The 25,891-nt window shown below is 72.0% G+C and carries 24 protein-coding genes; 4 read left to right on the top strand and 20 right to left on the bottom strand.

Annotated elements, in window-relative coordinates; genetic code table 11:
• Positions 1 to 171: 171 nt before the first annotated feature.
• The gene (gene ileS / locus OG371_RS45930) at positions 172 to 3,351 is read right to left on the bottom strand and encodes an isoleucine--tRNA ligase (protein WP_329073445.1); all 3,180 of its coding nucleotides are present in this window, start codon (positions 3,349 to 3,351) and stop codon (positions 172 to 174) included.
• Between the two features lie 296 nt (positions 3,352 to 3,647).
• On the bottom strand, positions 3,648 to 4,976 hold the full coding sequence (locus OG371_RS45935) for an MFS transporter (protein ID WP_329063818.1): 1,329 nt from the start codon (positions 4,974 to 4,976) through the stop codon (positions 3,648 to 3,650).
• Between the two features lie 65 nt (positions 4,977 to 5,041).
• On the opposite strand from OG371_RS45935, the gene OG371_RS45940 reads away from it, so the two are divergent.
• The gene (locus OG371_RS45940; protein WP_329063820.1) at positions 5,042 to 5,788 is read left to right on the top strand and encodes an ArsR/SmtB family transcription factor; all 747 of its coding nucleotides are present in this window, start codon (positions 5,042 to 5,044) and stop codon (positions 5,786 to 5,788) included.
• 6 nt (positions 5,789 to 5,794) lie between these two features.
• Here the strand turns inward: OG371_RS45940 and OG371_RS45945 are convergent, their stop codons facing one another.
• From OG371_RS45945 to OG371_RS45995, 11 genes are all read right to left on the bottom strand, one after another.
• A complete protein-coding gene (locus tag OG371_RS45945; protein ID WP_329063821.1) occupies positions 5,795 to 6,496 on the bottom strand; it encodes a hypothetical protein in 702 nt (233 codons plus the stop codon).
• 226 nt (positions 6,497 to 6,722) lie between these two features.
• Positions 6,723 to 7,574 (bottom strand): DivIVA-like cell division protein Wag31, encoded by an 852-nt coding sequence (gene wag31, locus OG371_RS45950; RefSeq protein WP_091616816.1) that lies wholly within the window; start codon positions 7,572 to 7,574, stop codon positions 6,723 to 6,725.
• A 52-nt stretch (positions 7,575 to 7,626) separates the two neighbouring features.
• Positions 7,627 to 7,902 (bottom strand): YggT family protein, encoded by a 276-nt coding sequence (locus OG371_RS45955; RefSeq protein ID WP_091616814.1) that lies wholly within the window; start codon positions 7,900 to 7,902, stop codon positions 7,627 to 7,629.
• Between the two features lie 114 nt (positions 7,903 to 8,016).
• Complete coding sequence (locus OG371_RS45960; protein ID WP_329063824.1) at positions 8,017 to 8,610, bottom strand: cell division protein SepF; 594 nt, start codon at positions 8,608 to 8,610, stop codon at positions 8,017 to 8,019.
• 80 nt (positions 8,611 to 8,690) lie between these two features.
• Positions 8,691 to 9,422 (bottom strand): YggS family pyridoxal phosphate-dependent enzyme, encoded by a 732-nt coding sequence (locus OG371_RS45965; RefSeq protein ID WP_329063826.1) that lies wholly within the window; start codon positions 9,420 to 9,422, stop codon positions 8,691 to 8,693.
• 82 nt (positions 9,423 to 9,504) lie between these two features.
• On the bottom strand, positions 9,505 to 10,212 hold the full coding sequence (gene pgeF / locus OG371_RS45970) for a peptidoglycan editing factor PgeF (RefSeq protein ID WP_329063828.1): 708 nt from the start codon (positions 10,210 to 10,212) through the stop codon (positions 9,505 to 9,507).
• A gap of 119 nt (positions 10,213 to 10,331) precedes the next feature.
• A complete protein-coding gene (gene ftsZ, locus OG371_RS45975) occupies positions 10,332 to 11,633 on the bottom strand; it encodes a cell division protein FtsZ (RefSeq protein ID WP_329063831.1) in 1,302 nt (433 codons plus the stop codon).
• 285 nt (positions 11,634 to 11,918) lie between these two features.
• The gene (locus tag OG371_RS45980; protein WP_329063833.1) at positions 11,919 to 12,683 is read right to left on the bottom strand and encodes an anti-sigma factor; all 765 of its coding nucleotides are present in this window, start codon (positions 12,681 to 12,683) and stop codon (positions 11,919 to 11,921) included.
• A complete protein-coding gene (sigK, locus tag OG371_RS45985; RefSeq protein ID WP_329063835.1) occupies positions 12,680 to 13,291 on the bottom strand; it encodes an ECF RNA polymerase sigma factor SigK in 612 nt (203 codons plus the stop codon). The genes OG371_RS45980 and sigK overlap by 4 nt, the downstream gene beginning before the upstream one ends.
• 19 nt (positions 13,292 to 13,310) lie before the next feature.
• Positions 13,311 to 14,030, bottom strand: coding sequence for a DUF1365 domain-containing protein (locus OG371_RS45990; RefSeq protein WP_329063838.1), 720 nt, complete (start codon positions 14,028 to 14,030; stop codon positions 13,311 to 13,313).
• Positions 14,027 to 15,298, bottom strand: coding sequence for an NAD(P)/FAD-dependent oxidoreductase (locus tag OG371_RS45995; RefSeq protein WP_329063840.1), 1,272 nt, complete (start codon positions 15,296 to 15,298; stop codon positions 14,027 to 14,029). The genes OG371_RS45990 and OG371_RS45995 overlap by 4 nt, the downstream gene beginning before the upstream one ends.
• A 94-nt stretch (positions 15,299 to 15,392) precedes the next feature.
• Here OG371_RS45995 and OG371_RS46000 point away from each other — a divergent pair, with 94 nt between their 5' ends.
• Both OG371_RS46000 and OG371_RS46005 read left to right on the top strand, forming a co-directional pair.
• Positions 15,393 to 16,661, top strand: coding sequence for a cyclopropane-fatty-acyl-phospholipid synthase family protein (locus OG371_RS46000; RefSeq protein WP_329063842.1), 1,269 nt, complete (start codon positions 15,393 to 15,395; stop codon positions 16,659 to 16,661).
• Positions 16,661 to 17,446: a DUF1295 domain-containing protein gene (locus tag OG371_RS46005; protein WP_329073446.1), complete on the top strand. Its 786-nt coding sequence runs from the start codon at positions 16,661 to 16,663 to the stop codon at positions 17,444 to 17,446. The genes OG371_RS46000 and OG371_RS46005 overlap by 1 nt, the downstream gene beginning before the upstream one ends.
• On the opposite strand, the gene OG371_RS46010 is transcribed toward OG371_RS46005, so the two are convergent.
• A complete protein-coding gene (locus OG371_RS46010; protein ID WP_329073447.1) occupies positions 17,433 to 17,909 on the bottom strand; it encodes a DinB family protein in 477 nt (158 codons plus the stop codon). The two genes, OG371_RS46005 and OG371_RS46010, sit on opposite strands and share 14 nt — an antisense overlap.
• A gap of 225 nt (positions 17,910 to 18,134) precedes the next feature.
• Here OG371_RS46010 and OG371_RS46015 point away from each other — a divergent pair, with 225 nt between their 5' ends.
• On the top strand, positions 18,135 to 18,569 hold the full coding sequence (locus tag OG371_RS46015) for an OsmC family peroxiredoxin (protein ID WP_329063843.1): 435 nt from the start codon (positions 18,135 to 18,137) through the stop codon (positions 18,567 to 18,569).
• Between the two features lie 116 nt (positions 18,570 to 18,685).
• On the opposite strand, the gene OG371_RS46020 is transcribed toward OG371_RS46015, so the two are convergent.
• The 6 genes from OG371_RS46020 to murD all read right to left on the bottom strand — a co-directional run bounded on the left by OG371_RS46020 (position 18,686) and on the right by murD (position 25,883).
• A complete protein-coding gene (locus OG371_RS46020; protein ID WP_329063845.1) occupies positions 18,686 to 19,522 on the bottom strand; it encodes an NAD(P)H-binding protein in 837 nt (278 codons plus the stop codon).
• Between the two features lie 76 nt (positions 19,523 to 19,598).
• Entirely contained in the window at positions 19,599 to 20,462 is an 864-nt protein-coding gene (locus OG371_RS46025) for a cell division protein FtsQ/DivIB (RefSeq protein ID WP_329063846.1), read from the bottom strand.
• Entirely contained in the window at positions 20,459 to 21,886 is a 1,428-nt protein-coding gene (gene murC, locus OG371_RS46030) for a UDP-N-acetylmuramate--L-alanine ligase (protein WP_329063848.1), read from the bottom strand. The genes OG371_RS46025 and murC overlap by 4 nt, the downstream gene beginning before the upstream one ends.
• On the bottom strand, positions 21,879 to 23,003 hold the full coding sequence (gene murG, locus OG371_RS46035; protein WP_329063849.1) for an undecaprenyldiphospho-muramoylpentapeptide beta-N-acetylglucosaminyltransferase: 1,125 nt from the start codon (positions 23,001 to 23,003) through the stop codon (positions 21,879 to 21,881). The genes murC and murG overlap by 8 nt, the downstream gene beginning before the upstream one ends.
• Positions 23,000 to 24,490, bottom strand: a complete 1,491-nt coding sequence (gene ftsW / locus OG371_RS46040) for a putative lipid II flippase FtsW (protein ID WP_329063850.1) — start codon at positions 24,488 to 24,490, stop codon at positions 23,000 to 23,002. Before ftsW ends, murG begins: the two co-directional genes overlap by 4 nt.
• Positions 24,477 to 25,883 (bottom strand): UDP-N-acetylmuramoyl-L-alanine--D-glutamate ligase, encoded by a 1,407-nt coding sequence (murD, locus tag OG371_RS46045; protein ID WP_329073448.1) that lies wholly within the window; start codon positions 25,881 to 25,883, stop codon positions 24,477 to 24,479. The genes ftsW and murD overlap by 14 nt, the downstream gene beginning before the upstream one ends.
• Positions 25,884 to 25,891 lie beyond the last annotated feature (8 nt).

Below are 25,891 nucleotides of genomic sequence, written 5' to 3' on the forward strand. Positions count from 1 at the left end.
CCCCCTGGCCCGTGCGGCGTTCGCGCACCCGGCCCAGCTTGCCCATCGCTCGGCGGCTCAGAGCGTTACCCGGCGACACCCGCTCCGCACCAGGACACCGGCCCTGAAGGCCACCATGAGGGACGTATATGCCCTCATGGTGGCCTTCAGGGCGCAGGGAAGAGGCCGGGGTCAGGCCTTGGCGACCGCCACGCGCACCTTCACGCCTTCGCCGACCGTGCCCTCGAAGCCGCCGGACGCCTCGCCGTAGGACACCGCCGTGGCCAACGTCTCGGCCGCGACGAACTCCTCGTGCTTGCGCACGGCCGCGACCGTGGCCTCCGGCGCGTCGATCACCAGCGTGATGCGGTCCGCGACGTCGAGGTCCGCGTCGCGCCGGGCCTGCTGCACCACACGCACCAGGTCACGGGCCACGCCCTCGTCGGCGAGGTCGGCGGTGACCTCGGTGTCCAGCACGACCAGCCCGGACCCACCGGGCAGCTCGGCCGCCGCGCCGCCGTCCTTGGCGACCAGACGGCGGTCGTACTCGCTGTCGAGCAGCTCGACGCCCGCGGCCACGACCGCGCCGCCGGGGCCGGTGGTCCAGTCGCCCGCCTTGACCGCCTTGATCACCTGCTGCACGGTCTTGCCCAGCCGCGGCCCGGCCGCCCGCGCGTTGACCGCGACCTCGAACTCGCCGTGCGCGGCCACATCGGCGGTCAGCTCCACGGACTTGACGTTCACCTCGTCGCGCAGGATGTCGGTGAACTCGCGCAGCGCCTCGACGTCGCCCGCCGCCACCACCAGTCGCGCCAGCGGCAGCCGCACGCGCAGCTTGTTCGCCTTGCGCAAGGAAAGCGCCGAGGACGCCACCTGGCGCACCCGGTCCATCGAGGTCACCAGCGCCGCGTCGGACGGCAGGTCGAGCGCGTTCGGCCAGTCCGTCAGGTGCACCGAGCGGCCGCCGGTCAGCCCGCGCCACACCGTTTCCGTGGTCAGCGGCAGCAGCGGCGCGACGACGCGGCAGGTCACCTCGAGCACGGTGTGCAGGGTGTCGATCGCGTCCTGCTCCCCTGCCCAGAAGCGGTCCCGCGAGCGCCGCACGTACCAGTTCGTGAGCACCTCGAGGAAATCACGCACGGTCTGGCAGGCGCCGGCGATGTCGTAGTTGTCCAGCGCGTACTCGACGTCGGTGACCAGCTCGTGGGTCTTGGCCAGCACGTACCGGTCGAGCAGGTGCGGGGAATCCGTGCGCCACTTGCCGTCCACGCCCTCGGCGTTCGCGTACAGGGCCAGGAAGTAGTACGAGTTCCACAGCGGCAGCACGGCCTGGCGCACGGCGTCGCGGATGCCCCGGTCGGTCACGACCAGGTTGCCGCCGCGCAGGATCGGGCTCGCCATCAGGTACCAGCGCATGGCGTCGGAGCCGTCGCGCTCGAACACCTCGTTGACGTCCGGGTAGTTCCGCAGCGACTTGGACATCTTCTGCCCGTCGGAGCCAAGCACGATGCCGTGCGAAATGCAGGTGCGGAACGCCGGCCGGTCGAACAGCGCGGTGGCGAGCACGTGCAGCAGGTAGAACCAGCCGCGGGTCTGGCCGATGTACTCCACGATGAAGTCGCTCGGGTAGTGGTGCTCGAACCACTCGGCGTTCTCGAACGGGTAATGCACCTGGGCGTACGGCATCGAGCCCGAGTCGAACCAGACGTCGAGCACCTCGGGCACCCGGCGCATGGTCGAGTTCCCGGTCGGGTCGTCCGGGTTCGGCCGGGTCAGCTCGTCGATGTACGGCCGGTGCAGGTTGTCCAGGCGCACGCCGAAGTCGCGCTCCAGCTCGTCGAGCGAGCCGTAGACGTCGGTGCGCGGGTACGCCGGGTCGTCGGACTGCCACACCGGGATCGGCGAGCCCCAGTAGCGGTTGCGGGAGATCGACCAGTCGATGGCGTTCTCCAGCCACTTGCCGAACTGGCCGTCCTTGACGTTGCCCGGGTACCAGGTGATCTGCTGGTTCAGCTCGACCATCCGGTCCTTGAACTGCGTCACCGCGACGAACCACGACGAGACGGCGCGGTAGATCAGCGGGTTCCGGCAGCGCCAGCAGTGCGGGTACGAGTGGTCGTAGGTCTCGTGCCGCAGCAGCACCGCGCCCTGGCGGCCCGCGGCACCGGTGCCGTTCTTGAGGTCCCGGACGATGTCCGCGTTGGCGTCGAAGACCTGCTCGCCCTCGTAGTCCGGCACGGTGGCGTCGAACTTGCCGTGCGCGTCGACCGGCGTCACGGGGGTGATCCCGGCGGCGTCGGTGACCACCTTGTCCTCCGCGCCGTACGCGGGCGCGATGTGCACGGCGCCGGTGCCGTCCTCGGTGGTGACGTAGTCCGCGGACAGCACCCGGTGCGCGTTCTCCGTGCCGACGAAGTACGGGAACGGTGGGGCGTAACGGTTTCCGAGCAGCTGCGCCCCGGTGTAGCGCGCCACCACGGCCGGCTCCTCGCCCAGCTCGCGCGAGTACGCGGCGACCCGCGCCTCGGCGAGCAGGAACCGCTTGCCGGGGAAGTTCTCGCTCTCCACCACCACGTAATCGACCTCGGGGTGTACCGCGGTGGCCAGGTTGGACGGCAGCGTCCACGGGGTGGTCGTCCAGATCAGCAGGTACGTGCCGTCGAGCTCGTTCCCGTTGCCCTCCAGGCGGAACCCGACGGTGACCGCCGGGTCCTGGCGGTTGCGGTAGACGTCCGCGTCCATGCCCAGCTCGTGGTTGGACAGCGGCGTGGCGTCTCGCCAGCAGTAGGGCAGCACGCGGTAGCCCTCGTAGACGAGTCCCTTGTCCCACAACTGCTTGAACGCCCAGAGCACCGACTCCATGTAGGTGACGTCGAGCGTTTTGTAGTCGTTTTCGAAGTCCACCCAGCGCGCCTGGCGGGTGACGTAGTCCTGCCACTCGTCGGTGTAGCGCAGCACGGACTCGCGCGAAGCCTCGTTGAACTTCGCGATGCCCATCTCTTCGATCTCGGTGGTCTCGGTGATGCCGAGTTGGCGCATCGCCTCGAGTTCGGCGGGCAGGCCGTGGGTGTCCCAGCCGAACCGGCGCTCGACGTGATTGCCCTTCATGGTCCGGTAGCGCGGGACGATGTCCTTCACGTAACCGGTGAGCAGGTGGCCGTAGTGCGGCAGGCCGTTCGCGAAGGGCGGGCCGTCGTAGAAGACGAACTCGTTGTCGCCGTTCTGCCCGGCCGGGCGCTGGTCGATCGACGCCTGGAACGTCCGGTCGCTCTCCCAGTACTCGAGGACGCGCTGCTCCAGCGCGGGGAACGACGGCTGGGACGGGACGGCGTTCGTTCCGTCCGCTCCGTCCAGCTGGGCCTGGGGGTACATCCGGGTGCGCTCCTTGCGTTCGTCGCTCTCGTACGGACGGCCGGTGCCACACCGGTCCTCCACACGGGGACGAGACGCTCGCACGCCACGCGGTACCACCCCGCTTGCCCGGGGCGAACCTCCGCTCCGGGCCACTCGTGGACGGCTGTCACGGGCCGCACCCGTCCGGTTCTACTGGGGGCGCGCCGCGCCCGGTTCTTCCGGAGGCTCCCCGGTGATGGCCGGATCAGCGCCTTGCTGTCACCAGGTTAGCTGGCCGGCGCAAACCGGTTCGAGTGCCCCTGGGCCTCGTCGGCTCACCCGGCCACGGCCCGGCGACGGGGCTGGGTCGCCCAAGTGAGTCCGGCACACGCGAGCCAGAGCGCCGCGGCCACCACGCCGAGCACGTGCAGGCCGTGCACGAATTCACCGCGGGCGGCCGGTTCTCCTGCCACCGCACCGAAAACGGCCACGCCGAGCGCGCCGCCGGCCTGTCGCGCGGTGTTGTTGACCCCGCTCGCGACACCGGCGCGCGAGGACGGCACGTCCGCCACCGCGGCGGTGACGACGGCGGCGGTGAGCAGCCCCATGCCCAGCCCGAGGCCGAGCAGCGTCGGCAGCACCGTGGCGTACCCGCTGGTGGTCCCGATCCGCAGCAGGTTCAGCAGGCCCAGCGCGCCGACCAGGAGTCCGGCCAGCATCAGCGGCCGCGGGCCGAACCGGCCGGTGAGCCGTCCGCTCAGCGGGCCGAGCAGTGAAAGCGGGACGAACAGCGGCAGCACGGCCAGCGCGGCGCCGAGCGGGGACGCGCCGAGCACCCGCTGCAGGTACAGCGTCAACACGAGGACCGCGCCCAGCCCGACGAAGTTCATCGCGCCGGACACCAGGTTCGCGCCGATCGTCGCCGGGGCGCGCACGACGTCGAACGGCAGCATCGGCTCCCGCGCCCGGCGTTCGGCGGCGACGAACGTGACGGCGGCAGCGACCGCGAGCACCGCGGCGAGGGGCTGTCCAGCGATCACCGCGTACGTCCCGGAGCCGAGCGTGAGAGCGGCAGTCGCGGCGCCCGGCAGGTCGATGCGTCCCGGCTTCCGGACGCCCGGCGGGACCAGCCGCCGCGTGGCGATCATCGCGACGGCGGCGATCGGCACGTTGAGCCAGAACACCGGCCGCCAGCCGGCCAGTGAGACGAGCACGCCGCCCAGCAGCGGGCCCGCCGGCAGGGCGAGCGCGGACACGCCCGCCCAGACACCCAGCGCACGAGCGCGTTCACGCCGTTCGGGAAAGGCCGCGGTGATCACGGCGAGAGTCCCAGGCAGCAGCAACGCGGCGCCGGCTCCCTGCGCAGCGCGCGCCGCGACGAGCCAGGCGGCGCTGCCCGCCAGCCCGCACAGCGCGGAAGCCGCGCCGAATACCGCGAGCCCGATCAGCACCACCCCGCGATGGCCCAGCGCGTCGCCGAGCGCGCCGCCGGTGAGCAACAGCGCGGCGAGCACCACGGAGTAGCCGTCGACCACCCATTGCAGCTGCGCGAGCCCGGCGTTCAGCTCGGCGCCGATCGTGGGCAGGGCGACGTTGACGACGGTGACATCGAGCTGCACCAGGAACATCCCGGCGCACATGGTGATCAGGACGGCGGATCGCATGTCCCGGAGTGAACCGCGCGAAAACTTCCGTCGCGGTGGAAGTGTGCCGGGTGCACCCTGGGACCATGCTCGAAGGAGATGCCGACATCGCCCGCACCGCCGCGCTGTTCGCCGACCGGGCGCGGGTGCGCGTGCTGCTGGCCCTCGCGGACGGCCGTTCGCTCGCCGCGTCCGTGCTCGCGGCCGAAGCCGGGCTGTCGGCGCAGGGGGTCAGCGCGCACCTGGCCAAACTGCTCGACGCGGGCCTGCTCACCGCCGAACGCTCCGGGCGCCACCGGTTCTACCGGCTCGCCGGTCCCGCGCCGGAGCTGCTGGAGACGCTGGCGCGGTTCTCCCCCGCCCGGCCGGTGCGCTCGCTGAGGGAGGGCACCCGGGCGCAGGCCCTTCGGTCCGCGCGGACCTGTTACGACCACATCGCCGGTCAGCTGGGCGTCGCCGTCACCGCGGCCTTGCTGGAGCGGGAGGCACTGGTCACTGTGGATGGCCGGCCGGACACCAAACGTCGCGAAGGGGACCGGATTTCCGCACAGCTCAAGGAACATCCGTACGCGCTCGGCCCCGCTGCCGAGACCGTGTTCGGCGCGCTGGGGGTGGACCTCGCCGCTGCGTCCGCGAGCCGGCGCCCGTTGCTGCGTTTCTGCCTCGACTGGAGCGAGCAGCGACACCATCTGGCGGGCGCGTTGGGCGCGGAGCTGACCGGCCGCCTGCTGGACGCGGGCTGGCTGCGCCGCCGCGCGGAAGCCCACCGCGCCGTCCGCCTCACCCCGGAGGGCGCGGTCGCTCTGCGTGATGTGCTGGGCGTGACGATCTGAGGAGGGTCAGCGGTGGGCGGCGGCGAGCACGGCGTCCGGGCCGCAGCGGGCGCACGGGGTGAAGCCGAGCTGCCGGGCCTCGCCGACGGCGATCGGGATGGTGTCGCGGCCGGAGAGCCAGCCGCAGTCCACCAGGTGATAGCGGGGGTACTCGTCGACGACGACCACCTCGTCCTCGAGGTCCGAGACGATGGCCAGGTCGTCGGCCGCCGTCTCCTCCTCGCCGGGCGCGTTCTCACGGGTGGGGTCTGCCTTGGTGACCTTGGTCGCGACAGCCGCGGCGGGCGCGGGTGAGTCCGCGACGGTGGTCTCGGCCGTGGTCTCGGCCGTGGTCTCGGCAGCGGCCGGTTCGGGCTCGTCTTCCGGCTCGATCACCGGGTCCGGCACGTCCGCCGGATCGCCGAGTTCACCCGTGGAGGGGAGGAGAGCGGTCGCCTCCGCATCTTCCTTGTCCGCGTCCTCGGCGGTGTCCCCGGCGTCCTTGGTGTCTTTTGCGTCCGCGCTGTCCTCGGCGTCAGCACCGTCCTGCGTGGACGGTGCTGCCGCGGCGGCCCGCTTGCGGCGGCGCAGCCAGTCGACGAGCAGGATCAGCCCGGCGAGCACCGACAGGCCGATCGAGACCCAGGCCCACAGCGAGGTGGCCGTGATGAGGGCCGTGACGAGCAGCGCGAGCGCCGCCAGCACCAGAATGAGGACGATGTAGAGCACGCTGAATTAGAGCACGAACCGGTGGAATACCGGGTTACGAAACGCCCACGCCCCGTACTCCCGCAAGTGCTTTCCGTGGCGGGCGCGACCACACGCACGGCGAAAGCCCCGCCGTCGCCGGGATCCGGCGGACGACGGGGCAGTCACGCAAAAAGACAGCCGGTCCCGGCGCGCGTGGGACTCACGCGCGCCGGGGCCTAGGCGTGAAAAACGAGGCGTGAAAAACTCAGCCCGCTTCGGCCCGCGGGCCGAACGAGTAGCCCTGGCCGTTGCCGGAGCCGGCCGGCTGGCCCGAGTTCGACGAGGCCGAAGCCGGCGCCGCCGATCCCCGGTCGTCGAGCTCACGCAGCTGGGACTCGAGGAATCCGCGCAGCCTCGTGCGGTACTCCCGCTCGATCGTGCGCAGCTCCTCGATCTTCTTGCCCAGAGCGCCCTTCTCGGCGTTCAGGTTGTTCATCGTCTCGGTGTACTTGCGCTGCGACTCGCGTTCCATCGTGGTCGCCTTGTCACGGGCCTGACGCTCCAGCGTCTCGGCCCGCGTGCGCGCGTCGTTCAGCATGGTCTCGGCCCGCGTGCGGGCCTCGTTGACCATCGAGTCGGACTTCGCCCGGGCATCGGAGAGCAGCTGCTCGGACTTGGTCCGCGCCTCCGCCAGCATGCCGTCGGACTCCGTCTTGGCCTCGGCGGTCAGCCGGTCGGCCATCTCCTGGGCCAGGCCGAGGACCTTGGCGGCCTGGACGTTCGGCTCGCCACTGTCACCGCCGACCATCGAATGGGCCTGTGTCTGCTCCATCGCCGAAGCGGGGGGCGGCACGGGCGCCAGCCGGCGGGAGGGCTCTTCCCGCACCGGCGGTGGACCGCTCACCTTCGCGTTCTCGAGCTCACCGCGGGTCGATTCCAGCTCGTTGTCGAGCTGTTCGACCTGCTGCCGCAGCTCGTTGTTGTCCTCGATCAACCGGGCAAGCTCGGTCTCCACCAGGTCGAGGAACGCGTCCACCTCGTCCTCGTTGTAGCCCCTCTTGCCGATGGGCGGCTTGCTGAACGCGACGTTATGCACGTCAGCGGGGGTCAACGACATCAGATCACCTCACGCACTCCATGGCCTGCAGGGTCCACCCAAGTTTCCCCGATCACCTGGGAGTTGCCAGTTGCATCGCGAAGAACACAACCAACAGCAGCACCATAATCGATAAGTCCAGTCCCATCCCGCCGATCCGAACCATCGGGATCATTCGTCTGAACAGACGAACCGGCGGGTCGGTCACTGTGTAGATGGTCTCGAGCGTGACCGCAACCCCTCCGGCGGGACGCCACTCACGCGCGAAGGTGCGCACAAGCTCGATCACGATACGCGCCGTCAAGAGCAGCCAGAAGGCGAACAGCACGTACCAGACCACCAGCCACACAGCATTCACGCGACCACTCTAGCGGGGGACCTCCGGAGAAGCCGCAGCCAGCGGCCGCGACATCCCATCGAGTCGACAAAATCACGTTCTGCTGCGCCCAGCGGTCCGGGCTGATCAGCCGCGCAGGAACAATCCGCCCTCGGCGATCCGCCGACGGTCCTCAGCCGTCACATCGACGTCCGGCGGTGAGAGAAGGAACACCTTGTTGGTGACCTTGTCCATCGAGCCCCGCAGCGCGAACGCCAGGCCCGCGGAGAAGTCGACGAGCCGCTTCGCGTCCGCGTTCTCCATCTCGGTGAGGTTGATGATCACCGGGATGCCCTCGCGGTAGTGCTCGCCGATCTGGCGCGCCTCGACGTAGCTCGTCATGTGCAGCGTCTTGATCCGGCTCAGCGCGTCGCGCGCCGGCGTCCGCACCGGCTCCGAGAGCGGGCGCAGCCGGGCGACCGGCTCGGGCTGGCGGTCGACGGCCAGCGCGCCGTGCGTGGTCGGCTCGGCCGTGACCGACCGTGACCGGGACCGCGGCGCGGGCTCGTCGTACGTGTCATCAGGCTCGCGGTACCGTGACCGGGACCGGGCCGGCGGCTCGTCGTAGGTGTCGTACTCGTCGTCGTAACCACGGCGGTACTCTTCGTCCTCGACCTCGTAGCCGTCTTCGTCTGCGGGCACCATCCCGAAGTAGGCCTTCAGCTTCTGCAGCGCGCTCATGCCTCTCCCTAGCCCTAGCCGCTCCCGCACCGTGCTACCCCACCCGGCCGCACACGAAACGTGACGGCCACGCGGACTCCCTACGGCGAGGCTAAACCGCGCCCGCCGAGCAGCGCGGTTCCGACACGCACACAGGTCGAGCCGTGCGTGATCGCCTGTTCGAGATCATGGCTCATTCCGGCGGAGACTTCTACGGCATTCGGGTGATCTTCCCGAAGCCGCCCGGATGCCTGGACCAGGCGGGCGAAGGCGCGGTCCGGGTCCTCGCCGAGGGGGGCCACAGCCATCACCCCGCGCAGTCGCAACTCCCCCACACGGGCGATGTGGTCGGCGAGCGCGGCGAGGTCGCCCAGCGGCGTCCCGCCCCGCGCGGGGTCGCCGTCGAGGCTCACCTGGATCAGCACGCCGAGCGGTTCGGCGCGCTCCCCCGCCTCCTGTGCGTTACCGACAGCCCGGCCGAGCGCGTCCGCCAGCCGGGCGGAGTCGACCGACTGGACCTCCGCCGCCCACCGGACCACGGAACGGGCCTTGTTGCGCTGGAGGCTGCCGACCATGTGCCAGCGCGGCGCCGCGTCCGGACGCAGCCGGGCCACCTCAGCCGCCTTCGGCCCGGCCTCCTGGTCGCGGTTCTCCGCGAGCTGGGTCAGGCCGAGGTCGGTGAGCAGGGCGGCGTCGGCCGCCGGGAAGGTCTTGGTGACGCCGACCAGGCGCACCTCGTCGCGGGCCCGGCCGGCGGCCGCGCAGGCGGCGACGATCCGCTCCTCGACCGATTTGAGGGAGGCGGCGAGTTCGCCGAGGCGGTCGTCGGTCATCGGACTCCCCCTCGCCGGGACGGCGTGCCCGCTGCAAGATCGGGCCGCTCGCCGGCGGCGCCACGGCGACGACCAGGGGCGATCACTCCGCCTCCAGCCAGGTGATGCCCGCGATCCGGCCGGTGGTGCCGTCGCGGCGGTAGCTGAACAGCGTCTTGTCCTCCGCGGTGCAGCGCGGGTCCACGCCGATCTTGCCGACACCGTGCTCGGCGAGCTGGCGCCACAGCCCCGCGCGCAGGTCGAGGCCCGGCGTTCCCTTGCGGGTCTTGGCCGCGCTGCCGGGCACGTGCTTCTCGACGTCCGCCGCCATCTCGGCGGGCACCTCGTAGCAGTCGCCGCAGATGGCCGGGCCCAGCAGCGCCTCGGTGCGGCCGGGTTCGGCGCCCAGCTCGCGCATCGCCGCCAGCGCCGCGGGGACCACGCCCACGCGCGCGCCGACCCGTCCGGCGTGGACCGCCGCGATGACGCCGGCCTCGGCGTCGGCCAGCAGGACCGGCACGCAGTCGGCGACCAGCACAACCAACGCGACGCCGGGTTCGGCCGTCACCAGCGCGTCGGTCGCCTCGGCCGCGGCGGTCTCGGTGCCGTCGACGATCGTCGCCGTGCGGCCGTGCACCTGCTCCATCCAGGCCAGCCGGTCTTCGGCCAGGCCCAGCTCGGTGGCCAGCCGCTTGCGGTTGGCGAACACGTTCCCGTCGTCGTCACCGACGTGGTCGCCGAGGTTGAAGCTGTCGTACGGCGGGCGGGAAGCGCCGCCCGCCCTGGTCGTGACCACTCGTCGTACTCGCACCCGGCCATCCTCCCACTGCGTCGTCTTGGACCCAGGGTCGTTTCCTGCCCAGGGGTCGCGAACGCGGCGAAGGCCACCTCGATCGGTCCGAGGTGGCCTTCGCCGCGGGAAAACGGTGCCTACCGGCGCATGAACGGCGGCACGTCGACCTCGTCGTCCGAGGGGTCGTCGTGCACCGTGGCCGGGCGGCTGGGCAGGCTGCCGCCGTTGCCGGAGCCGATCGGCGAGTAGCCGCGCGAGCTGCCGCCCGGCTGGGGCAGGCCGCCCGGCGGGGTGCCGGGCTGCGGGAGCGGCGGGTGCGTGCGCGGCGGCGCGACCGGGTAGCCGGAGCTGCTCGCGGGCGGCACCGGGGTGGCGCCCGCGGGCGGAGCCGCGGGCGGCTGCCCGTTGCCCACGTGCCCGGAGGTGGCGGTGGCCGTGCTGCCGGCCGAACGCGAGCCGAACGCAGGCGGGTCGAGCTTCTTGTGCGTCGGCGCGCCCGCGTCGAAGCCGGCCGCGATCACGGTGACCCGAACCTCGTCGCCGAGCGAGTCGTCGATGATCGTGCCGAAGATGATGTTCGCGTCCGGGTGCGCGGACTCCTGCACCAGCGAGGCGGCCTCGTTGATCTCGAACAGGCCGAGGTCGGAGCCGCCCGCGATGGACAGCAGCGCGCCGTGGGCGCCGTCCATGGACGCCTCCAGCAGCGGCGAGTTGATCGCCTTCTCCGCCGCCTGGATGGCGCGGCCCTCGCCGCGCGCCGAGCCGATGCCCATCAGCGCGGAGCCCGCGCCGGACATCACGCTCTTCACGTCGGCGAAGTCCAGGTTGATCAGGCCCGGGGTGGTGATCAGGTCGGTGATGCCCTGGACACCGGAGAGCAGCACCTCGTCGGCCGAGCGGAACGCGTCCATCAGGGACACGCCGATGTCGCCGAGCTGCAGCAGCCGGTCGTTCGGGATCACGATCAGCGTGTCGCACTCGTTGCGCAGCTGCTGGATGCCGTCCTCGGCCTGCTTGCCGCGGCGCTTGCCCTCGAAGGTGAACGGGCGGGTGACGACGCCTATGGTCAGCGCGCCCAGCTTGCGGGCGATCTGCGCGACCACGGGGGCGCCGCCGGTTCCGGTGCCACCGCCCTCGCCGGCCGTCACGAACACCATGTCGGCGCCCTTGATGACCTCTTCGATCTCTTCGCGGTGGTCCTCCGCGGCCTTCTGGCCCACTTCGGGCGCGGCGCCGGCGCCGAGGCCACGGGTGAGTTCGCGGCCGATGTCGAGCTTGACATCGGCGTCGGACATGAGCAGTGCCTGCGCGTCGGTGTTCACCGCGATGAACTCGACACCCTTGAGGCCGACCTCGATCATCCGGTTCACGGCGTTCACGCCGCCGCCGCCGATGCCGACGACCTTGATCACCGCAAGGTAGTTGTGCGGGGGCGTCATCGGGTCCGCCTTCCTGATCGTGATGTGCTCGTGCTGCCCGCCGGAGCCGCAACCCTCACCCTCAACTCGAGAATCAGAGTTATGTCAACCACCGGCGTTAGAGCAGGACGGTAGGCACCGGGCTGGCTCGAATCCAGTAGCCACGCCGTGTGCGGCAAAGGTGTTTTGCCACAACACGAACGCGGGCGCAAGAGCAGAGGCCCCGTCAGCGCAGCGCGCGTGGCCGAAAAAGCTCGTGAGTGCCTATGACGGTTCTAACCGTCATAGGCACTCACGAGCGGGTTCTCACACCGGCATCGGCAGCACCAGGACGACGTCGGACGAGGGCTTCCCGGTGGGCGAGCCGCCGGCCTGCTCGACGCTGATCCCGACCTGCTCGGCGCGGCCGAGCCCGTCGGCCACGACGAGCGAGCCGTCCGGCCCGCCGGGCAGCAGGCCGACCGGGCGCGGCGCGATCCCCGGGCCCATCAGCCAGGCCTGGTAGACGTGCCCCGCGGGGTACGGCGGCAGGCCGTCGTCCAGGAACAGCATGCGGTCGAGCTGCTTCGAGACCAGCACGGTCCCGCCGCCACCCCCGGACGCGGCCGTGTGCGCGGTCTTCACGTCCGGCGCGGCCAGCAGCTGAGACACCGGCTGATAGCGGTCGCGGACCTGGCCGAGCTGTTCCTGGGCGGTGGTCAGCCGGTCCTGGGTGTGCAGCGCGATCCCGCCGAACACCCCGGCGAGGGCGAGGCCGACGACCGCGGCGGCCGCGGCGATGCCCAGCGCCCAGCGGCGGTGGGCCCGCGGCTTCCCGGCCGGCTCCGGCGCGGTGGCGGGCGGGAGCTGGCGCGTGGTGCGCATGGCGGCGAGCACGCGGTCCTTCATCTCGGGCGGCGGCTCCTCGGCCATCGCCGCGCCGAGCCGTCCCGCGGTCGCCAGCAGCTCGCGGACCTCCTGCGCGCAGGCCTCGCACTGCACGAGGTGACGGCGGAACTGCGCGCGCTCGACATCCGACAGAGCGTCGAGCGCGTACGCCCCGGTCAACATGTGCAAGTCCGGCGTGGTCATGCCGTCCCCCCCAGGCAGTCGCGCAGCCGGATCAGCCCGTCGCGCATCCTCGTCTTGATCGTCCCCTGCGGCGCCGCCAGCACGTCGGCGACCTCGCGGTAGGTGTAGCCCTGGTAGTAGGCCAGCAGCACGGACTCGCGCTGCAGCTCGGTGAGGAATTTCAGGCATCGCCGCACCTGCGAGCGCTCCAGGCTCGCGGTGGCTGACTCGGCCACCTCGTCGAACGGGCGCTCCCTGGCCGCTTCGAAGGTCGCCTTCTGCTCGCGTTCGGTGCTCGCCCGGGCCGAGCGCACCCGGTCGACGGCCCGGCGGTGCGCCAGGGTCATCGCCCAGTTCAGCGCGCTGCCCTTGTCCGCGTTGTAGCGGGTGGCCGTCTTCCACAGCTCGATCAGGACCTCCTGGGTCACCTCCTCGGACTGCGCGGGATCGCGCACGATCCGCCGGACCAGGCCGTAAACCGGGCCGGACAGCTGTGCGTAGAGCAGCTCGAACGCGCGCTCGTCGCCCTTGGCGACGCGGCCCATCAGCTCCTCGGGCGTGGGTGCCGGAGCTTCGCCGGACGCCGGGGGCACGGCGGCCACCCGGCGCGGGCGGGCGGTCTCATCCATTCAGCTGTCCTCCGGAGTTCTACGGGGTCCGGGCGGCGATCGCCGCCTTGCGCCGCCACAGCGTGATGCCGTGCCGGCGGATCAGAGCCGAAACCCGCTGCGGTTGCAGCGGCCGGCCGAGCACCACCCGCGCGAGCGAGCGGGCGTCCACAGGCCGCCGAACCCCTCGCAGCGTAGCGACCAAAGGTGTCGTTTCGCCCCGATGCAGCGCCACGGTCAGGTCGAGCAGCGCTTCCGGGCGCGGCAGGCGCATCCGGTACTGGCCGTCCAGCTGCTGGAACGGGGACACGTAGAACTCCTTGTCCACAGTGGACCGGCCGTCGGCGCCGGGGCGCAGCAGGTAGGCGTGGCGGCCGCCGTAGGTGTTGTGCACCTCGGCGACCACGCACTCGAGCGCGCCGTCCGGGATGTGGCACCAGTAGACGGTGATCGGGTTGAACACGTAGCCCAGCACGCGCGCGGAGGCCAGCATGGTGACCGGACCGCCGCGCAGGTCCACGCCGCGCCGCGCGAGCCAGTCGTCCAATTTGGACCGGATGGTCCCGCTGTCGCCCGGCGCGAAGTGGTCGCGGGCGTCGAACCGGGCGAACGGCCGGAGCCACCACGGCAGCCGCGGGAGCCGGTCGAGATCGGTGTGCCACAAGTACATCCGGTGCGCGAAGGCGTGGGGCGGGTCCGCGGTCCGGACGTGCCCGACCGTGGCGTCGTAAAGATTGGTGTTGTGCAGGACTGTGGTCACCAGGTCACCCCGAAGCTCTCCGCGGCCCGCAGCCCGGACGAGCAGCCGTCCTCGTGGAAGCCCCAGCCGTGGTAGGCGCCGGCGAAGGCGACCACCCCGTCGTTCAGGGTGACCAGTTTGCGTTGCGCGGCAACGGATTCCGGCGTGTATACCGGGTGCTCGTAGTCCATCTTCGCGACCACCGAGCCGGCCGACGGTGCGGCGTGCGGGTTCAGCGTGACGACGTAGCCCTCGGGCTCGTCGAGGCGCATGAGCCGGTTCATGTCGTAGCTGATCTGCACGGCGTCGCTGTCCGCGCCGCACACCGGCGTGCGGTAGTTCCAGCCGGCCCGCGCGGCCGCGACGGAAGGCAGCACGCTGGTGTCGGTGTGCAGCCAGGCCTCGTTGCGGGAGTAGCGGAACGCGCCGAGCACGTCCTGCTCCGCCGGGGTCGGCTGGCCCAGCAGCCGCAGCGCCTGGTCGGCGTGCGTCGCGATGACCACGTGGTCGACGCGGTGCGGCGTGTCGGCGTCGTCGCGGATCTCGACGCCGCGGGCGGTCCTGGTCACCGAGCGCACCGGCGTGGACAGGTGCACGGCGGTCAGCTGCTTGGCCGCCAGCTCGACGTACTCGCGCGAGCCGCCGACGACCGTGCGCCAGGTCGGGGAGTTCTTCACCGAGAGCAGGCCGTGGTTGCGCAGGAACTCGAACAGGTAGCGGGCCGGGTACTGCAGCGTGTCCATCCGGTCGGCGGACCAGACCGTGGACACCAGCGGCAGCACGAAGTGGTCGACGAAGTAGGCCGGGTAGCCGCCGATGGCCAGGAACGCGCCCAGCGTGACGTCACCGACGTCCGGCCGCGACAGCAGCCGCGCCGCGTGCCGGTGGAAGCGCTTGACCTCGACGAGCATCCGCAGGTACCGCGGGTCGGCGACGTTGCGCCGCTGGGCGAACAGGCCGCGCAGGCCCTTCGCGCCGGCGTACTGCAGGCCGCAGCCGTCGCAGCGGATGCTCATCGACATCTCGGTCTCCTGCGTCCGCACGCCCAGCTCGCCGAACAGCCGCAGCAGCGTGGGATAGGTGTGCTCGTTGTGGACGATGAAGCCGGAGTCCACCCCGATCGTGCCGCCGTGCGCGCTCGGCACGTCGTGGGTGTGCGCGTGCCCGCCGAGCCGGTCGTCCGCTTCGAACAGCAGGACCTCGTGGCGGCGCTGCAGCAGGTAGGCGGCGGTGAGGCCGGCCACGCCGCTGCCGATGACGGCGATGCGTTGTCCAGTGGTGTGGTGCACGTCGGGGATTCGGCGCTGCCCCGACGGGGGATGGGTGCTGGCGGGTTCCGGATTTCCGACCCATCCGCCCGCCCGCCGGCCGCGAATCCCCGGTATGCCGAAAAGCTCCGCGACCCGTCTGGCCGCCTTCGCCGAACGACTGCTCGGCACCGGGCTCCCGATCGCCGTCCGCACCTGGGACGGCGAACGCGTGGGCCCGCCCGGCCCGGCGGTGGTCCTGAAGAACCGCCGCGCACTGCGGTGGCTGCTGTACTCACCCGGCGAGCTGGGCCTCGCCCGCGCGTACGTGTCCGGTGACCTGGACGTGGAGGGCGACCTCACCGAAGGGTTCCGGCGGATCTGGGCGCTGACCCGCGCGGGCGAGCTGCGCCGGGTCAAGCTCGCGCCGCGCGACTGGGCGGAAGCGGTCTCGCTGGCCGCCCGGCTCGGTGTCGCCGGCCTCCCGCCGAGGCCGCCCGCGGAGGAGGCTCGGCTGACCGGCGTCCTGCACAGCCTGCGGCGCGACCGCTCCGCCATCGCCCACCACTACGACCTGTCCAACGCCTTCTACCAGCTGCTGATGGACGAGTCGATGGCCTACTCGTCGGCGTACTGGACCTCGGACGAGCCCGGCTACACCCTCGCGCAGGCCCAGCACGACAAGCTGGAGATGATCTGCCAGAAGCTCGGCCTGCGGCCCGGCATGCGGCTGCTCGACGTCGGCTGCGGCTGGGGCTCGCTGCTCGTCCACGCGGCGAAGCACCACGGCGTGGAGGCGGTGGGCGTGTCGCTCTCGGCCGAGCAGGTGCAGCACGTGCAGGCGCGGCTGGCGCAGCACGACCTGACCGGCCGCGTCGAGGTGCGGCAGCAGGACTACCGGGAGGTGGCCGACGAGCCGTTCGACGCCGTCGCGTCCATCGAGATGGGCGAGCACGTCGGCGAGGCGAACTACCCGGAGTACACCCGGATGCTGTTCCGCCTGCTCAAACCGACCGGAAGGCTGCTGCTGCAACAGATGTCGCGCGGCGCGGTGGCGCCCGGCGGCGGCGCGTTCATCGAGCGCTACATCGCGCCGGACATGACCATGCGCCCGCTGAGCCGCACACTGGGCCACGTGGAGAAAGCCGGCTTCGAGATCCGTGACGTGCACGCGATGCGCGAGCACTACGTCCCGACGGTGCGAGCGTGGCTCGAAACGCTCGAAGAGAACTGGGACCGGGCCGTCGCGCTGATCGGCGAGGCCGGGGCGCGCGTGTGGCGGCTGTACCTGGTCGGCGGCGCGCTCGCGTTCGAGGAGAACCGGATGGGCGTGGACCAGATCCTCGCCGTGCGCTCCTCGGCGGACGGCGAAAGCGGCCTGCCCGCCACGCGGGAATGGCGGTGATCGGGCTCGGCGCGCTCGTCGCGATCACCGCCGGCGTCACGCTGGTCGCGGCGACCGCGACGTTCGGCGTGGCCCGGCTGCGCAGGCGCTACGACACCGTCGACACGTTCTGGGGACTCGGTTTCGCGATCATCGCGGCGGTCGCGTTCCCGTTCGGCAGCGGGCCGCTTTCGCTGCGGCTGGTGACGGCGGCGCTGACCGTGGTGTGGGGTGTGCGGCTCGCCGTCCACCTGCACCTGCGCAACCACGGCAAGCCCGAGGACCCGCGGTACGCGCGGATGGTGGAGCGCGCCGGGGACCGCGCGGCCGGGCGGCTGTTCGTGCGCGTTTACCTGTTCCAGGCGGTGGTCCTCTGGTTCGTCTCGCTGCCCGTGCAGTTCGCGATGTACGGCGACGGGCTCGGGGTGCTGGGCTGGATCGGCGTGGCCGTCTGGCTGATCGGCTTCGCCTTCGAAACGATTGGCGACGTCCAGCTGCGCCGTTTCAAGGCCGACCCGGCCAGCCGCGGTCAGGTGCTCGACACCGGGCTCTGGCGCTACACCCGGCACCCGAACTACTTCGGTGACGCCTGCGTCTGGTGGGGCCTCTACCTGCTGGCCTGCTCGACCTGGCCGGGCGCGGCCACCGTGCTCTCCCCCGTCGTGATGACCTTCACGCTCGCCCGCGGCACCGGGAAACCCATGCTGGAGAAGGGAATGCAGCACACCCGGCCCGGCTACGCGCGTTACGTCGAGCGGACGAGCGGCTTCTTCCCCCTCCCGCCGAAGCGGCTCACTCCCCGGTGAGCCCGTCGGTCAGCTCGCGCAGCAGATCGAGGTGGCCCAGGTGCCGCCCGGTCTCCTCGATCATGTGCGCCACGACCCAGCGGACCGTCAGCGGCTCCCGTTCCTTGAACACCACCGTGTCGTCGAACGCCCGCGCGGCCACGATCTCCCGGCACAGGGCCGTTTCCGCCTGGTAGTCCGCGATCAGCCGCTCGATCGGGGTGCGGTGGGCGGCGCGGAACTCGGCGTCCGGGTCAAGCTCGAGGGCGTCGGCCCATTCGTCGGGCTGACCGTCGAGCACGATGCGGAACCAGTAGTTCTCCACCAGGGTCAGGTGGCCGAGCAACCCGGCGATGGTGGTCAGCTCACTCGGCACCAGCGAGCGGCGGGCCTGCTCGTCGGTGAGGCCGGAGCACTTCCAGACCACGCTGGCCCGCAGGAAGTCGAGGAAGCCGGTGAGCTGCGTGCGCTCGTCGCCGGCCATGGGCGGATCGGGCCGCTCGGGCGGTTTGGCGGACAGGGGTTCAGCGGACAGTGGTTCGGTGGACAGGGGTTCGGTGGACAGAGACTGGGCGGCCGGGTCGGTCGTTTCGGTCATGTCAGCAGTCTGCCGCACGGGTACGACAGATTTTCCGAGATAACTTGCGCACAATGTAGTTGCGCGCTACCTTTACCGCAGACCTTACGGAAGAACCCACGAGGAGGCACCATGCCCAGCCGCGACGCGACCACCCACTGGACCGGCGGACTGCAGAAGGGCCAGGGCGAGGTCACGCTCGACTCGTCCAACGCGGGCACGTTCAACGTGTCCTTCCCGACCCGCGCCGGCAACCCGGACGGCCAGACCAGCCCGGAAGAGCTGATCGCCGCCGCGCACTCCTCGTGCCTGGCGATGAACCTGTCCGGCGTGCTGGAGTCGCAGAAGCTGGAGGCGGAGTCCATCGACGTCTCGGCCGAGGTCACCCTCGGCCCGGCCCAGGGCGGCGGCTTCGAGATCAGCGGCATCGCGATCACCCTGCGCGCCAAGCTGGACGGCGTGACCGCGGAGCAGTTCGCGGAGCTGGCCTCCACCGCCGAGAAGACCTGCCCGGTGTCGAAGGCCCTGTCCGGCACCACGATCACCCTGGACGCGGCGCTCGCCTGACGTCCGACCGCGAAAGGCCCTCTCGCCCGATGGACGAGAGGGCCTTTCGCGCTGTCCGAAGTGGACTTTTACCAACCGGCGGAAGCCTTGGCGGACAGGGTTTCACGCCGGGTTGATCAGCCGCCGAAGGCCGCGACGTTCGCCACCGCCCACTCGGCATAGGTGATCCCGGGACGGCCCAGCAGCTCTTCGACCACCCCGGTCGGCGCCTGCCGGTGTTCGAGCGATCCCGCGAACCCGTCGAGCAGCCAGTCCGCGACCTGCTCGGGGAACCCGTGCGCCACCCATTCGGCACGCTGCTCCTCACGGGTCAGCTCGACGAACGGCACCTCCCGCCCCAGCGCCGCCCCGATCGCCGCGGCCATCTCCCGCTGCGTGACCGACTGCGGTCCACTGAGGACGTACGTCTCACCGGAATGCCCGGTCGTGACCAGGACATGCGCGGCAACAGCGGCGATGTCGCGCAGGTCGATCGGCGTCTGGGTCGCGTCGCCGTACGCCGTGCGCACCACCCCGGACTCGCGGACCGAGCCCGCCCAGCCGAGTGTGTTGTTCATGAACATGCCCGGCCGCAGGAAGGTCCAGTCGAAGTCCGCGGCCGCCACCGCCTTCTCGACAGCCGCGAACCCGTGCCCACTCGAGCCCTCGTGCTCCTGGCCGACGCTACTGCCGGACAGCGCGACCACCCGCCGGATCCCCGCCTCGGCGGCCAGCTCGCAGAACCGGGTGACCGTGCGGGCCATCGGCGCGAGGTAAACCGCCTCGACCCCCTTCAGCGCCACCGGCAGCGTCGACGGCCGCGCCAGCGACCCGACCACCACCTCGACCCCTTCGGGCAGCGCCGCCCGCTCCGGGTCGACGGTCAGCGCACGCACCTCGACGCCTCGTTCCACCAGCGCGTCCACCACCAGCCGCCCGACGTTGCCGGTCGCACCCGTTACCAGGATCGTCATGCGGTCCCCTTTCTAGTATGACGTACGGACTAGAACACCGTACGCTATACGGAGAACAGGGTGCCAGTGGGAAAACTCAGGAGCTGATGGTCGGCAGCTCCGGCGCCGAGACGTCGTAGACCTTGCCCGGCTGGGTGAGCAGGGCGGCGAGCACCTCGGCCTTGCGGTCGGCCTTCCCGGCGTCGCCCCAGCGGACGGTCTGGCCGCCGGCCAGGGTGAACTCGACGCTGGCGGGCGTCTGCGCGGTGGCCGTGGTGACCTGCTTGAGCATGGCCTGCGGGATCACGCCGAGCACCGCCGTCACCGCGCGGGTCACCGGGTCGTCCGCGGAGACCTTGGGCAGCTTCAGCTCGGGCAGGCCCGCCGGCCGGGTCTTGACCGTCTTGAACACGACGCCGCCGCCGTCGACGAGGTGGAAGCCGTCGCCGCCCGGGCCGCTGTCGAAGAACGCGATCGCCGTCCGCTCGGTCACCGCGATCTCCACGGTGCTGGGCCACGAGCGCGACACGTCCACGGTCGCGATGCCGGACATCGCCGCCACCCGGTCGCGGATCGCGTCGACGTCCACCCGCAGCATCGGCTTGTCGGCCGGGACCGCCGCGGTCGCCCGGATCTGGTCCGCCGACACCTGTTTCGCGCCCTGCACCGCGACGTCCTTCACGCCGAGCAGCGAGCTGAAGAACAGGAAGTACACCAGCGCGACGAGGGTGAGCACCGAAAGCAGCGCCACCCAGCGCCGGCGGATCTCCGCGCGCCGGGTGGGCCGGACGCGCTTCGCCGAAGCCGGGGCCGGGGCAGTCGAACGCGGCGAGCGGCTCGACCGCGTACGGCGCCGCTCCTCTTCCGAACGCCGGCCCCGCCGCTCCCGCGCCAGGGCAGCCCGGTCCCGCTCGCCCTGCTCGGACTCGGGCGGCCGGCGGTGCTCGCGGGTCGGGCTCATGCGCCGGCGGTCCGCCGGTCCAGCTCGGCCAGGATCTCCGGGCCCAGCTGCGTGACGTCGCCCGCGCCCATGGTGACCACCAGGTCGCCCGGCTTCACCAGGTCGGCGACCAGGCGGGCGGCGACGTCGAACGCGGGCTCGTAGCGCACGGAACCGCGCACCTGGTCCGCGATCAGCGCGCCGGTGACCCCGGGCACGGGCTCTTCACGCGCGCCGTAGACGTCCAGCACCACGATCTCGTCGGCCAGCGAAAGGGCCTCGGCGAACTCGCGCGCAAACGTCTGCGTGCGGGAGTACAGATGCGGCTGGAAGACCACCAGCACCCGGCCCTCCCCCGCGGCGGTCCGCACCGCGCGCAGCTGCGCGTCGACCTCCGTCGGGTGATGGGCGTAGTCGTCGTAGACCCGGACGTCGCCCGCGCGGCCCTTGAACTCGAACCGGCGGCGGACCCCGCCGAACGCGGCCAGCCCCTCGGCCAGCCCGGCCACCGGGGCGCCCAGCTCGGCGCCGGCGAGCAGCGCGGCGATCGCGTTCAGCGCCATGTGCTCACCCGGCACCGCCACGCGGACGTCCAGTTCCTCGCCGTCCAGCGCGATCCGCACGACCCCGCCGTCGGGCGCCGGGGTGTAGTCGAGCACCCGGGCGTCACCGGCACCGGTGGCCGCGCGGCCGTAGCGGCGCACGCGCACGCCCGCCGCCTCGGCCTCGTCGCCCAGCTTGGCCGCGCCCTCGTCGTCGGCGCAGACGACCAGCAGGCCGCCCGGCTCGATCCGGGCGACGAACTCGGTGAACACCCGCACATACGCCTCGGCGGTGCCGTGGTGGTCGAGGTGGTCCGGCTCGACGTTCGTCACCACCGCCACCGACGGGGTGTAGGTCAGGAACGAGCCGTCGCTCTCGTCGGCCTCCGCGACGAAGATGCCGCCCCCGCCGTGGTGCGCGTTCGCGCCGGACTCGTTGAGGTCGCCGCCGATCGCGAAGGACGGATCCATCCGGCAGTGCTGCAGCGCGACGGTGAGCATCGAGGTGGTCGAGGTCTTGCCGTGGGTGCCGGCGATGCAGGCGACCCGGTGCCCGGCCATCAGCCCGGCCAGCGCCTGCGCCCGGTGCAGCACCGGGATGCCGCGCTCACGCGCGGCGGCCAGCTCCGGGTTGGTCTCCTTGATCGCGGTCGACACCACGACGGCGGACGGCGGCTCGGGCAGCGCGTCCAGGTTCTCCGCGCGCTGGCCGACGAACAGCTCGGCCCCTTGCGCGCGCAGGGAAAGCAGCGCGCGGGACTCCTTGGCGTCCGACCCCGACGCGAACGCGCCGCGGGCCAGCAGGATCCGGGCGATGCCGGACATCCCGGCCCCGCCGATCCCGATCAGGTGCGCGCGGCGCAGCTCTTCCGGCAGCCGTGGTTCCGTCGATGATTCAGGCACCGGCGGCCTCCAGCACGATCTTGGCGAGCGTCTCGTCGGCCTCGCGGTGGCCCAGCCCGACCGCGGCCGAGCTCATCGCCGCGACCCGGGCGGCGTCGACGACCAGCGGCACGACCAGCTCGGCGATCTTGCCCGGCGAGAGGTCGGCGTCGGTCACCATCAGCGCGGCCCCGGCCTCGACCGCCGGCTGCGCGTTCACGGCCTGTTCGCCGTTGCCGTGCGGCAGCGGCACGAACACCGCGGGTAGCCCGACCGCGGACACCTCGGCCGCGGTCATCGCGCCCGAGCGGCACACCACGACGTCGGCCGCGGCGTAGGCCAGGTCCATCCGCTCCAGGTACGGCACCGGCACGTACGCCGGGCGGCCCGGGAACTCTTGCACCACAAGGGTGTTCTTCGGGCCGTGCGCGTGCAGCACGCCGATGCCGGCGTCGGCCAGCTCCTTGGCGGCGCCGGAGACGGCGGCGTTGATCGACGCCGCGCCCTGCGAGCCGCCGAACACCAGCAGCGTCGGGGCGTCCGGGTCGAGGTCGAAGAACTTGCGGGCCTCGGCGCGCAGCGCGGCGCGGTCCAGCGAGGTGATGGAGCGGCGCAGCGGGATGCCGACGACCTCGGCCTTCGGCAGCGGCGTGCCGGCCACGGCGACGGCGACCCGGGTGGCGAACCGCGCGCCCACCTTGTTGGCCAGGCCCGGCGCCTTGTTGGCCTCGTGCACGACGATCGGCGTCCGGCCGCGCGCGGCCAGGTACGCCGGCAGCGCGACGTAACCGCCGAAGCCGACCACCACGTCCGCGCCGACGCGCTCGAGCACCTCACGCGTGCGGCGCACCGAATCGCGGACCTTCAGCGGCAGCCCGAGCAGCTCCGGCTTCAGCTTGCGCGGCAACGGCACCGGCGGGATCAGCTCGAGCGGGTAGCCGCGGGCGGGCACCAGCTTGTTTTCCAGGCCGCGCTCGGTGCCGAGCGCCACCACCTTCGCGTCCGGGCGCAGCCGCATCACGGCGTCGGCCAGCGCGAGCGCGGGTTCGATGTGGCCGGCAGTGCCACCTCCGGCGACGACCACCGTCGGCGCCTTGCCGACGGGCGATCGCTCGGCTCCCTTGACGGGCTTACTCACCAAGTACCTCTCCGGTTCGCGGTGCCCCTGGCCCCGCGGTTCGCTGTTGTCCGCGCCGCGCTGGTGCGCGCGGTGGTGGTCCGCCGCACGGGTTGCCGGACCGTCCGGCGACGCTCTTGTGCCGGTGCGGGCCGGGCTGTGCGCGGCGCCGGCCGGGCTGTCTTCGCCCCCGACGCCGGGCCGCGGGCGGCCTGACCCTTGCGGGTGGTCGGCGGGCGGTACGGATCGGGTGCGGGCAGCCGCAGCAGGCGTCCGAATTTACCCGGGCCTTGCGAGCGCAGTGCGGCCACCGCCTCCGGCTCGTGCCGGGCGGCGTTGGCGAGCACGCCCATGATGAGCATGGTGATCACCAGCGAGGTGCCGCCGTAGGAGATCAGCGGCAGCGTGACGCCGGTGACCGGCAGCAGGCCGACCACGTAGCCGATGTTGATGGCGGCCTGCGCGACCAGGAACATGGTGAGCGTGCCGGAGACGATCCGGATCCACGGGTCGATGTTGCGGGTGGCGATGCGCAGGCCCACCACGGCGACCGCGGCGAACAGCGCCAGCACCACCGCGCAGCCGACGAACCCGAGCTCCTCGCCGATCAGCGCGAAGATGAAGTCGTTCTGCACGTTGGGCAGGTAGCCCCAGTTGGACGCGCCCTGGCCGAGGCCCTTGCCGAACAGGCCGCCGTCGGCGAGCGCGAGCTTGGCCTGGTTCGCCTGGTAGCCCTCGACCGTGGTGTCGGCGTTCGGCGAGAGGAACGACATCACGCGCTTGAGCCGGTACGGGGCGATGATCGCCAGCACCAGCACGCCGGCCAGGCCGCCCGCGAGCAGCACGCCGAACAGCCGTTTCGGGGCGCCCGCGAACCACAGCAGGGCCAGCAGCACCACGGCCAGGGTGACCGTGCCGCCGAGGTCGGGCTGCAGCATGACCAGCGCGAACATCACCAGCGCCACCGGGACCACCGGCACCAGCAGATGCCGCCACTGGTGGATCACGTTGTACTTGATCACCAGGATGTGCGCGCCCCAGAACGCCAGCGCCACCTTCGCGGCCTCCACCGGCTGGAAGGTGAACACCCCCAGCTTGAACCAGCCCTGCGAGCCGTTGACCGTCGAGCCGAGCGGTGTGAGCACCAGCAGCAGCAGGCCGAGGCAGAGCACCACCATGGTGGCCGACATCCGGCGGATCCGCTCCAGCTTCACCCGCAGGCCGACCCAGAACACCACCGAGCCGATCGCGACGAACATCAGCTGCCGCATGAACATCGAGTAGACGCCGCTGCCGGTCTTCGGGTCGTAGGAGGCGACCGAGGACGCGGACAGCACCATGACCATGCCGATCACAGTCAGCACCCCGGTCAGCGCCAGCACCAGGTGGAACGAAGCCAGCGGCCGGGACAGCCAGGCGGTCAGCGCCGAGCGGAACGCCACGAACGGGCTCTCCTTGCGCTCCCGCCGCGGCCGGCCTTCGGTCTTCTTCTCGTCAACTGCCGTCATTCGGGGCCCCCGCCGCACCGTCGGCCAGGACACGCACCGCGCTCGCGAACGCGTCGCCGCGCGCGCCGTAGCTCGGGAACATGTCCAACGACGCCGCGGCGGGAGCGAGCAGCACCACGTCACCGGGTCGAGCCATCGCGCTGGCCGCACTCACCGCCGCAGTCATGGGCTCATCGTCACCCGGACGGAGGCTGTTGACCGGGACATCCGGCGCGTGTCGCGCCACAGCGGCCGCGATCACGGGTGAATCCACCCCGAGTAGCACAACCCCGCGCAGGCGGCCGGCGATCGAGGCCACCAGTTCGTCGATCGAGGCGCCTTTGAGCTGGCCGCCGGCGATCCACACGACGCTGGCGTGCGAACGCAGGGACCCGGCGGCCGCGTGCGGGTTGGTGGCCTTGGAGTCGTCGACGTAGCGGACGCCGTCGATCTCGCCGACCTCGGAGGCGCGGTGCGGCGCGGGCTGGTACTCGCGCAGTCCTTTGAGGACAGCCTCGGGGCCGGCGCCGTGGGCGCGGGCGAGCGCGGCGGCGGCCAGCGCGTTCGCGACGTTGTGCGGTCCGGCCGGGCGGACGTCGGACAGCGTCGCCAGCTCCTCCGCGCTGGTCGCCGGGTCGGGGACAAAAGCCCGGTCCACCAGCAGGTCCTCGACCAGGCCGAGTTCGCCGGCGGACGGCGTGTCCAGCCGGAACCCGACGCGGCGGGCGCCCCGGGGGGCGTGCTCCTCGGCGAGCCGGGTGGACCAGTCGTCCTCGGCGTTGTGCACGACGACGCGCGAGTGCGTGTGCGCGCGGCCCTTCGCCGCGGCGTACTCCTCCATCGAGCCGTGCCAGTCGATGTGGTCCTCGGCCAGGTTGAGCACCACGGACGCGTCCGGCGCCAGCGTCGAGGACCAGTGCAGCTGGAAGCTGGACAGCTCCACGGCGAGCACCGCGTGCCCGGCCCGGACCGCGTCCAGCACCGCGTAACCGACGTTCCCGCAGGCCACGGCGTCGGCCCCGGCCGCGCGCAGGATCGACTCCAGCATGCCGACGGTGGTGGTCTTGCCGTTGGTCCCGGTGATCACCAGCCACGACGGCGGCCGCTCGCGCAGCTGCCCGACGCGCCAGGCCAGCTCGACGTCACCGATCACCTCGACCCCGGCCTCGGCCGCCGCGACCAGCAGCGGCGAGGTCGGCCGCCAGCCGGGGCTGGTCACCACCAGCGCCGTGCCCGGCGGCGGCTCGGTCAGCCCGGGCACCAGCTCGGCGCCGAGGCCGGCCAGCTCCGCCAGCCGCTCGGCGTTGCCGTCGGTGACCGTGACGTGCGCGCCCAGCTCCCGCAGGACCGGGACCACCGACTTCCCGGTGACCCCGGCGCCCGCGACGAGCACGGACCGGCCGTCGAGGTCCAGTGCGCCTC

Origin of the sequence: Amycolatopsis sp. NBC_01480, from assembly GCF_036227205.1 — a bacterium.
Lineage (GTDB): Bacteria > Actinomycetota > Actinomycetes > Mycobacteriales > Pseudonocardiaceae > Amycolatopsis.

Coding starts and splice junctions, on each gene's coding strand:
- OG371_RS45960 (WP_329063824.1), bottom strand. CDS start 8,610: ATGAGCGCGCTGCAGAAGCTGAAGGCCTACTTCGGGATGGTGCCCGCA.
- ftsW (WP_329063850.1), bottom strand. CDS start 24,490: ATGACGGCAGTTGACGAGAAGAAGACCGAAGGCCGGCCGCGGCGGGAG.
- OG371_RS45980 (WP_329063833.1), bottom strand. CDS start 12,683: ATGACCACGCCGGACTTGCACATGTTGACCGGGGCGTACGCGCTCGAC.
- ftsZ (WP_329063831.1), bottom strand. CDS start 11,633: ATGACGCCCCCGCACAACTACCTTGCGGTGATCAAGGTCGTCGGCATC.
- OG371_RS45935 (WP_329063818.1), bottom strand. CDS start 4,976: ATGCGATCCGCCGTCCTGATCACCATGTGCGCCGGGATGTTCCTGGTG.
- ileS (WP_329073445.1), bottom strand. CDS start 3,351: ATGTACCCCCAGGCCCAGCTGGACGGAGCGGACGGAACGAACGCCGTC.
- OG371_RS46010 (WP_329073447.1), bottom strand. CDS start 17,909: ATGGCCGGCGACGAGCGCACGCAGCTCACCGGCTTCCTCGACTTCCTG.
- OG371_RS46015 (WP_329063843.1), top strand. CDS start 18,135: ATGCCCAGCCGCGACGCGACCACCCACTGGACCGGCGGACTGCAGAAG.
- sigK (WP_329063835.1), bottom strand. CDS start 13,291: ATGGATGAGACCGCCCGCCCGCGCCGGGTGGCCGCCGTGCCCCCGGCG.
- OG371_RS46020 (WP_329063845.1), bottom strand. CDS start 19,522: ATGACGATCCTGGTAACGGGTGCGACCGGCAACGTCGGGCGGCTGGTG.
- wag31 (WP_091616816.1), bottom strand. CDS start 7,574: ATGTCGTTGACCCCCGCTGACGTGCATAACGTCGCGTTCAGCAAGCCG.
- OG371_RS45965 (WP_329063826.1), bottom strand. CDS start 9,422: ATGACCGACGACCGCCTCGGCGAACTCGCCGCCTCCCTCAAATCGGTC.
- OG371_RS46000 (WP_329063842.1), top strand. CDS start 15,393: ATGCCGAAAAGCTCCGCGACCCGTCTGGCCGCCTTCGCCGAACGACTG.
- OG371_RS45940 (WP_329063820.1), top strand. CDS start 5,042: ATGCTCGAAGGAGATGCCGACATCGCCCGCACCGCCGCGCTGTTCGCC.
- OG371_RS46025 (WP_329063846.1), bottom strand. CDS start 20,462: ATGAGCCCGACCCGCGAGCACCGCCGGCCGCCCGAGTCCGAGCAGGGC.